This window comes from Ruegeria sp. D1(2025) (assembly GCF_056536425.1).
The window spans coordinates 19,793-28,012 of record NZ_JBQFPO010000021.1 but is presented as its reverse complement, the minus strand read 5'-3'; the positions used below and the strand labels follow the sequence as shown (position 1 = coordinate 28,012).

The following is an 8,220-nucleotide window of genomic DNA, read 5'->3' as shown; positions in this document are numbered from 1 at the left end:
AGAGCATCGTCGTCAGGACAGCCTTGGGCGGTGGGTGCAAAAGAAAACCCCCGACGAGAACGCCGAGGGCAGACAGGTACTTCATGGATCAAACTCCTGCAGTTGCTTCTTTATTTAGATGCAGGAGGTTCCTCGGTTTTGGCGGGGGAGCGGTGGCTGAATGACAGAGTTGCGGGACTAGCAGAAGGTTAAATTGATAGTGCGCCTCAAACGCACGAAGGCTGCCTCAAATGCCGATGCCTGACAAAAGGCTTGCAAGAAGCGATTGAAGAACCGACTAGCTGTAGGTTCGTTGACAATGCAAATTACCTGGCACCACTACACACCCATTTTGCCCAATGCATCGAAAAATATCTGAAAATTGCGATAGCTTTTCGCTGTTTGGACCGTGCGTGCTAATTCTCAGGCGTTGTTAGCGTATGAGTTGAACATGGTAAGTTTAAGTAAATGGAAGCTGTTTCCGACCGAGAGGAGCCTCTGCCGGTATTTCTCACTTGGCAATGTCTCGCCAACATCTATCCGAGCGTTCTTGGAAATAGCGGGACCGATTTGCGTATTGGCAGCTTTGGTTGCTTTCAGCCTTTATAGGGCTTCCCCGGTGAACTATGCATCGGTCCTTATGTGAAACAAGTTAGGTTCTTTTGGAATGCTCTGCCCCCAGGAGAAGGTGCGGTCAGATAAACTTTTCTTGATGCAGAATTCTCTATACGTGCCACAAGGTCTGTACGCGCAGGGGACACAGCGTTCCGTATTGACTAGCAAATCACAATCTACCTAAATTTTGGTATGAGTACCGGAAAACACTTTGACGATCTATCAGTCGGTGATGCTTTCGATACCGGTGGTATTACGCTCACCGAAAGCGCTATTATTGACTTCGCACTTACGCACGACCCACAACCTTTCCACGTGAACAAAGTGGCGGCAACGGAGTCGATATTCGGCGGTATTGTCGCCAGCGGCTTTCAAACAGTTGCCCTCACCTTCCGGTTATTTCGTGACACTGGTGTGTTGACTGGAACCAACTTGGGCGGCCACGGCATGGACGAGGTTCGGTGGCTTGCTCCCGTTTTCCCCGGCGATACACTGCGAGCGCGTGTTACAGTCGAGGTGCTTACGCCATCACGCTCCAAGCCTGATCGAGGAACGGTACGATTCCGCTACCGGACGTACAACCAAAACGATGTCGAGGTACTTAGTCTGGTCATGGATCATGTTATGGCTCGGCGAAAGTAAGTCAGTTCATCTTCATATTGTAGAAGTCGGCGTTGGGCTCGGTTCGACTATTCGCTGAGCAAGGTTTGAGAGACTGCAATTCGGACAGTCCGGCCGTACGCAGGGCCCTGCCTAATGCGCGTCTTTCTTTACGCGTCAGTGGACTCTCGTTCCCTGGAAAAGTAAGATGGCGCCATAGTTCTGTGACCTAGGGAAGCAGGTGCTATGACGGATGACCAAGTTCGGCGACGGCTCGCGGCTATCCTTGCAGCAGACGCAGTAGGATACAGCCGGCTGATGGATGCGGACGAAGAAGCTACCCTGCGAACGCTCCTCACCCACCGTGAAACCATTGAAGCATCCATTGCCAATTACAGCGGTCGTGTTTTCGGATCCGCGGGCGACAGTGTAATCGCCGAATTCCCGAGTCCCGTGGAAGCCGTGCGCTGCGCCATAGAAATTCAGCGGAGACTCGAGACTGGAAACGCTCACTTTCCAGTAGACCGCGTTATGCTTTTTCGCATTGGCATCAACCTCGGCGATGTAATGGTCGAGGGAGGCAACCTCTTTGGCGACGCAATTAACGTCGCGGCCCGGCTCGAGAAGCTGGCGGAAGCGGGGGGAATTATGATCAGCGGAACGATTTACGATCAGGTTGTTGGCAAGATCTCTTATCCGTTCGAATTCGTGGGTGAGCAAACTCTCAAGAACATTGAAGGCCAAGTGCGCGCATACCGTGTGGCCACCAAAGAGATCGAGACGGATACCGGCACACGCGACAAAGGCACTCTTGAATTCGACCTTCCGGAAAGACCTTGCATCGCGATTGTACCCTTCAAATGCCTGCGTTCTGACCCCGAAAAGGACTTTCTTGCCGATGGTATCAGGTTCGGTATCTCGGCCACACTAACACAGCTTTCCGGGCTTTTTCTTGTTCATGCACCGGCCCTTAATCCATATCGCGGGAAAGATGTCTCGGCATCATCGGTGGGCGCCAAATTCGGCGCTCGCTACATTCTCGAAGGCGCTGTCCAACAGGCTAGTGATCGAGTGCGGGTCACCGCGCAACTTACAGACGTAGAAATCGAGCAAATCATCTTTGCTCAAAGCTATGATCGAGTTGTGGATGATATCTTCAAAGTTCAGGATGAAATCACTCGGGAAATCATCGCTGCACTGAACATAAAGTTGGCCACGAACGAACGAAATCGAATTTGGTTCGGAAAACTCAACAGCCCTGAGGCGGTGGAGTGTTACTACCGCGGTGCCAGTCACTTTTACGAGCTAAACCCGGAGGACAATGGAATTGCCCGCGGCTTTTTTGAAGAGCTTCACCGCGTACAACCCGACTCAGTGGTGGGTCCGAGCTACGTTTCCGTAACGCATTGGATGGACGGTTTTTTCAAGTGGACCGAGCCGGCAGCAAGATCCATGGAACTGGCGGCCAATTGGGCGCAAAGTGCCATAAAATACGAAGACAACAACGGCATTGGCCACGCTGTGTTTGGGCATATTCTACTTCTTAACGGGAAATATGAAGAAGCGCTGGCGCTATGTAAAACGGGAGCGAAACTTCGGTCGAGTTGTCCGTTGGCGCATGCTCTCCTGGGGCTCGTGCTGAATTATTGCGGCGAAGCACAGTCCGCTGTTCAAAGCGTGAAAGAAGCCCTTCAGCTCGAGAAAGTGTATCCTGTTTGGCTAATCGACGTTCTCGCAGTCGCGTACCGAGACAACGGTAACATTGCGCTCTCGATCCGCGCTGCGAAAGAGTCCTTGCGGCTCAATCAAAAGAACAATGACGCTCGCATTATTCTCTGCAGCGACTACGAGCTTGCATCCGCTCACGACGAGGCGAAACGCGTCGCCCACGATATCGTGAGGAGTGATCCGGCGTTTTGCCTATCCGACTACGCAAGCAGTCAGCCTTACAAGGACCCGTCAACGCTCGACCACCTTATGCAAACCCTTCGTGTAGCTGGCTTGCCGGACTGAGCACCAGACTTGGATTTCAGGTCCTTGTCGAAATTGATTCAGCATGCTTACTCAAATTAGCGCATTGATCCTAAAAAATCATTGCCCGTGTAAAGCGATAAAACGAAAGCTCGGCTATCGGGAGTATCGCGGCGAGTGGAGATGTCAGATTTAGGCTCGAGGCTGGCTGCTATCTCGTACTGAAATTGCCTGTCCGGTAAGGTTTCGGATATCACTCTGTCGTGGCATTCGACCTGCTTGAGAATTTATCGACCCTTTCTCAGGTCAGTGCGATCAACCACCCGCCCCAGACAATCAAAACCAGGCCAAATCCTCGGCTCAGAAATCGCCCGAATGGCAACGTCTTTTCCGCCAACACTGCGATTGTAAGTACGGCAACCCATGGCAGGTTCATGACGCCCAATACAAACAACAGCACCATCAGCATCCAGCAGCAGCCAAGACAGTAGGCCCCGTGCTGAAGCCCCATCTTCGCGGCACCCAGGGTTCCCTCATGCCAATGAGCCGTCAGAAAACTCATGGGCGAGCGGCAATGCTCTAGGCAAGCGTTCTTTAGTGGCGTCCATTGGAACAACCCGGCGAATATCAACATCACGCCGCCTACGGTCGGCGCAACCCTCCCCATCATGGAGGAAAGCGCGCCACCCGTGTGCAGCCACCAATTCAATACAGTCGCCGCCAGCGAGAACCCCAGCCAAACCAACAGATACCCTGCAACGAAGCTGCCCGTCGGCACGAAGGGGCGCCCTGCCTCCTCCCGTTTCGCGCGCACTCTTTCGTAGATCATTACGGCGGGTGTAACCGAAGGCAGCATCATCGCGAACATCATCACGGCCCACATGATAAGCATGAAGACAAAATCCGCGACTGACCACTGCATCATCATCGGCATGGTTACGTCGCTGGCCATCGTCATCGGGGACGAACCACGCCCGAGGTAAATTGTATAGGCCCACGCCAGCGCCGTGAGCGCAACTAGCGCAGCCAGAACCAGCGCCCGATCCCGTTGTGCAACTCCTAAAGCATTCATTATTTTAGCCTGACGATCCGGCCCAGCCTCAGCCGGCCCAGGCGACTTGCCCAACCACACCCGACCGGCCTGTCCAGCTCATGGGCATATCCGAGTCGTTCCAGGTGGTGCCGTCACTGGGGGCCAGATCACCTTCATGCCCCTCATGCCCGAAGGCGAGGCTGAACGCGGCGTTCTGCAGTTTCATCTTGTTGCCGAGATCATTGACCAGACGGCGGGATTTCATCTCGCCCACACCAGCCACACTCGCCGTTAGTTCGCCTTCGGCCTCGGTCACGCTGATCCCGGCGCGTTTGGTCGGAAGCCAGGTCGACAACAGGCTTGCTGGTACTTCCATGCCGCCGCCGGACGCACCCTGCAAGATGGTCTCCAATGCCGCTACCTGCGCATCGCTGGCGTTTTCATCAATGTACACTCGCCCGGTGCCGTTGGCGTCGAACAGGGTCGGCCCGGGGAAATGAAACGAGACAATCGCGTTCTGACCGGAAAGGTCCACGCCTTCATGAGAGCCCTCGCGAATGCGTACCAACAGTGTCGTTGCGCAATACCCCTGGTCCATGAGCATAAGGTCGGCTTGTCCGAACCAGCATGGGCAAAGCATGTTGCAACTGCAGGTTTCGACGAGCTCGCCCGAAACATTCCAAGCCATGACTTCTCCTCCCGTCTCACGTTTTCCGCAGCCGAATTTTAGCATAAAGGCCGCGTTTCACCAATCAACCACAAGGCTACTCGTGCTTGCTCAGGGCTCATTGCGAACACGCCATCAATTTAGCTGGGCGTCTGCACTCCGGACGGTACCAACTGAACGTCTGCTCTACGCCCAACAGAAGCTCGCAGCCGACGTTTCTGTCTTTTTTCAGAGTGAAACCAAGGGTAGTTGGCGAGCGACGAGCTAATCGTTTTCAACGATTGCCGTTGGAAGGCCTTGCTCGACCCAATCTGGATACCCACCGGCATAGTACCGAGAATCCTCAAAGCCCCAGAGGTGGGCCTTTATTGCGGCATACGCAGAATATGGGCAATGTGGCCCATGGCAGCTGAATACCATAGTGTCATCAAGTTCCGCTATTTCCAAAAGCGCGTCTCGTGACAGACCAACTAACAGCGAGAAGTTGAAGGAATTGGGTATATGCCCGGCATTAAAATCCAACTTCGCGCGCACATCGACGAATTTCGCTGCGCCTTGTTCCCAAAGAGTATGTGCTTCTTCAGTATTAATACGAGAGATTGATTCAGGGTAATATAAACCTTCATCACGTGTCATTTGGTCTGCGACATCATCGTAATCAATGTCATTGCCAGTGCTGGGTGGTACCCCGGCTTTCAAAACGCCCTCATACAAATGTCGGCGATAATCCGGGTCGTAACCGTACATGTCACCGTACCACCAGATAAGGCTTTCTTCAGCCGTGAAGGGATCATAAAACGACGGCAGGGCAAGAGCGTCGTACTGCTTTACCAGATCAGGGACTTCCTCTAGCCGCTCCAAGTGACCAAGCGCGGATACTAACGTTGTAATATCGGCCACTATGTCAGAATTGCGGTTGAGCACGCGTCGCATCGTTGCCACGACATCCTCATATTTTTTTTGGTGAAGCTGGGAAACACCCAGTTCGCGCAAATAGCGGGTTGGTTCAAGCGGGTCAAAACGCAAAGCATACTGAACCGCGGCTTCCGCTTCCGACGCACGCCCTGTCGCGTTAAGGACCTTGGCTTTTACGAGATGTATGTCAGGGTCATTTGGCGCCAGAGCCAACGCTTTATCTAATTCCTTATATGCCTCATCGTGGCGGCCCTGCTCCACAAGAATCTCTGCCTGAACCGAATATGCTAAAGCCGATGGTTCCTCCATCGCTTTTTCAAGGCTTCTTTCCACTTCTTTCCAAGACCGTTCAAACCCGCCACTCATGGCCAGAAACCAGACACTCTGAACAATTCGCCAATGGGCCGCAGCTAAGGCAGCATAAGCCCTGTGGTAATCGGGATCGATTGCGATCGCGTCTTCAAATCTGGAAATCGCGCTCAAGGTGTCATCAGAATTGCCACTGCGCAGAAGTTCAAGGCCGTACAGCAGCGAGTCATACGCTTCAGGATGTTCAGTTTCTGTTGTTCCAAACTCCTGTTTTTCTTTGGCTGTCAATTGAACCGCCAATGCAGATGTTATTTCTTCTAGGACCTTGTCCTGAAGTTCAAAAACCTGCTGAACATCACTGTCATATCGGTCGGCCCAAATATGATGACCGCTCAAGGCATCGATCAACTGTGCATTTACACGGACTTGATCTCCCGCTCTGCGCAGGCTCCCTTCAAGGATGTATTGTACCCCCAATTCTTCAGCGACCTGCTGGGATTTCACGGCCTTGTCTTTGTAAGTCCAACTTGAATTTCGTGAAATTACGAAAATGCCAGACAGCTTGCTCAAGTCTGTGATCAGGTCTTCGGTGATCCCGTCTGCAAAAAATGCGTGTTCTGGATTGTCACTAAAATCGTCGAACGGAAGTACCACGAGTGAAGGCTTGTCCGGCAGAGGAAGGGCCATCTGATCAACTGAGGCAGGATCGAATTCCGGTTTCCATGGTCGCCAAATCATTAGTGCAAGCAAGAGGATGATCGCAGACATTGAAATGCCTACCTTGATTGGAAAATTTCCAGAGCTTGAAACAAGCGGCTTCCCGCCCGGCACCACCCGATACACCCTGACAGGAGTGGATATGTTTTTTACTCTCTTTTCTCCTAGATCTTCATAACCAACTTCCACGTTCGCTTTGAGGTGATCGTAGGCTGTGCCGGATACGACCACTCCTCCCGGTGCGGCCAATTCTTCCAGCCGAGCCGCGATGTTGACACCGTCTCCGTAGATATCCCCCTCGTCGAAGACTACATCGCCAAGGTTGACCGCAACTCGATAGCGGATCTTGCGATCTTCAGGGACATGCTCTTCTCGGGTTTTCATGGCTTCTTGAATCGAAACCGCACAGTGAACTGCCTCTACGACACTGGGGAACTCGGCAATCATTCCGTCCCCCGTTAGTTTTATTATATGACCTTTATGGGTGTCTATCTTGGGGTCGATGAGTTCGATCCGGTGTCGTTTTTGTCGCTCAATGGTACCTGTCTCGTCGGCCTCCATCAGGCGCGAGTACGCAACCATGTCGGCGGCGAGAATGGCAGCAATCCTACGCTCCATGCTAATCCTCCGAGTTTGAGGATAGCAGAAAATGAAATGAAATTCGACTTTAGGCCTGTTTATCGCATTCAACCGTCATTGGCCCCGCCAGCGCCTGTCGCCACTGTAAAATGGGGCTGCCAGCGGCTCTAATTGCCCATGCTGACCCGTTGATGCTCCATTCCGCCCGTCTACTTCGCTTAATAGAATGCCCGATGTTCACCCTCTAAACTCCCCGCGCTCACTCGTCCTTCGTCCTCGTGCCGCCTATCGCTTCGCTCCGCTAAATGCCCCCGAAACCGCCCCAGTTCCGGCCACCGGTTGGAAAAGCTCTTAGGTTTCATCGGTGGGCAAGGATTCCTACCACCCCAGCCAGGTCATCGGAACATCGAGACGTAGACACCCGTGGCACCCGTTTGCTACGGAAAATGCCCCTGTTTATACCCCAGTGGTTTCGGGTGTTCTGACTCCCCCTGTCTACTCCTCTTTCCTGACCTCTAGCAGGGGTTCTATGGGGGTGGGGAATAGGTAAAAATAATGAATAGAAACCGGAGGATAGAGAGACCCGAGTACCCTCCTTCCTGATCCATAATACACAGAGGGAGGAGGAGGTTAGGCGAACGACCGAAATGCGGGCGGAGCGGTCGTCTGCCTCGGTTGAGATTATAACCGCAGTTAGCCGGAATCGGACGTGACCAACGGGAATTTCCGTTTGAGGAAGCGTAGGCTGGCTAGCCGGAGAGCGGTCGCTCGGGGCGCAATTCATAGACAGTCGGTGTGCGGATGAAAATGCAATCAGTGTGATTGACCACCGCAA

Annotated in this window: 5 protein-coding genes; 2 read left to right on the top strand and 3 right to left on the bottom strand. The window is 53.1% G+C overall.

Annotated elements, in window-relative coordinates; genetic code table 11:
• Positions 1–786 precede the first annotated feature (786 nt).
• Both ACR1XU_RS22620 and ACR1XU_RS22615 read left to right on the top strand, forming a co-directional pair.
• Positions 787–1,236 carry a MaoC family dehydratase gene (locus ACR1XU_RS22620; RefSeq protein ID WP_480909066.1) on the top strand — a complete coding sequence of 150 codons (450 nt, stop codon included), beginning with the start codon at positions 787–789 and terminating at the stop codon, positions 1,234–1,236.
• A 204-nt stretch (positions 1,237–1,440) separates the two neighbouring features.
• Entirely contained in the window at positions 1,441–3,207 is a 1,767-nt protein-coding gene (locus ACR1XU_RS22615) for an adenylate/guanylate cyclase domain-containing protein (RefSeq protein WP_480909065.1), read from the top strand.
• A 259-nt stretch (positions 3,208–3,466) separates the two neighbouring features.
• Here the strand turns inward: ACR1XU_RS22615 and ACR1XU_RS22610 are convergent, their stop codons facing one another.
• The 3 genes from ACR1XU_RS22610 to ACR1XU_RS22600 form a co-directional block, all read right to left on the bottom strand.
• Positions 3,467–4,237 carry a DUF2182 domain-containing protein gene (locus ACR1XU_RS22610; protein ID WP_480909064.1) on the bottom strand — a complete coding sequence of 257 codons (771 nt, stop codon included), beginning with the start codon at positions 4,235–4,237 and terminating at the stop codon, positions 3,467–3,469.
• A 28-nt stretch (positions 4,238–4,265) separates the two neighbouring features.
• Positions 4,266–4,886, bottom strand: a complete 621-nt coding sequence (locus ACR1XU_RS22605; protein WP_480909063.1) for a DUF1326 domain-containing protein — start codon at positions 4,884–4,886, stop codon at positions 4,266–4,268.
• 243 nt (positions 4,887–5,129) lie between these two features.
• Positions 5,130–7,424 carry a rhodanese-like domain-containing protein gene (locus ACR1XU_RS22600; protein ID WP_480814016.1) on the bottom strand — a complete coding sequence of 765 codons (2,295 nt, stop codon included), beginning with the start codon at positions 7,422–7,424 and terminating at the stop codon, positions 5,130–5,132.
• Between the last annotated feature and the right edge of the window lie 796 nt (positions 7,425–8,220).

Excerpts from the sequence above, each read along its gene's own strand:
- ACR1XU_RS22600 (WP_480814016.1), bottom strand. The coding sequence starts at position 7,424 with ATGGAGCGTAGGATTGCTGCCATTCTCGCCGCCGACATGGTTGCGTAC.
- ACR1XU_RS22610 (WP_480909064.1), bottom strand. The coding sequence starts at position 4,237 with ATGAATGCTTTAGGAGTTGCACAACGGGATCGGGCGCTGGTTCTGGCT.
- ACR1XU_RS22615 (WP_480909065.1), top strand. The coding sequence starts at position 1,441 with ATGACGGATGACCAAGTTCGGCGACGGCTCGCGGCTATCCTTGCAGCA.
- ACR1XU_RS22620 (WP_480909066.1), top strand. The coding sequence starts at position 787 with ATGAGTACCGGAAAACACTTTGACGATCTATCAGTCGGTGATGCTTTC.
- ACR1XU_RS22605 (WP_480909063.1), bottom strand. The coding sequence starts at position 4,886 with ATGGCTTGGAATGTTTCGGGCGAGCTCGTCGAAACCTGCAGTTGCAAC.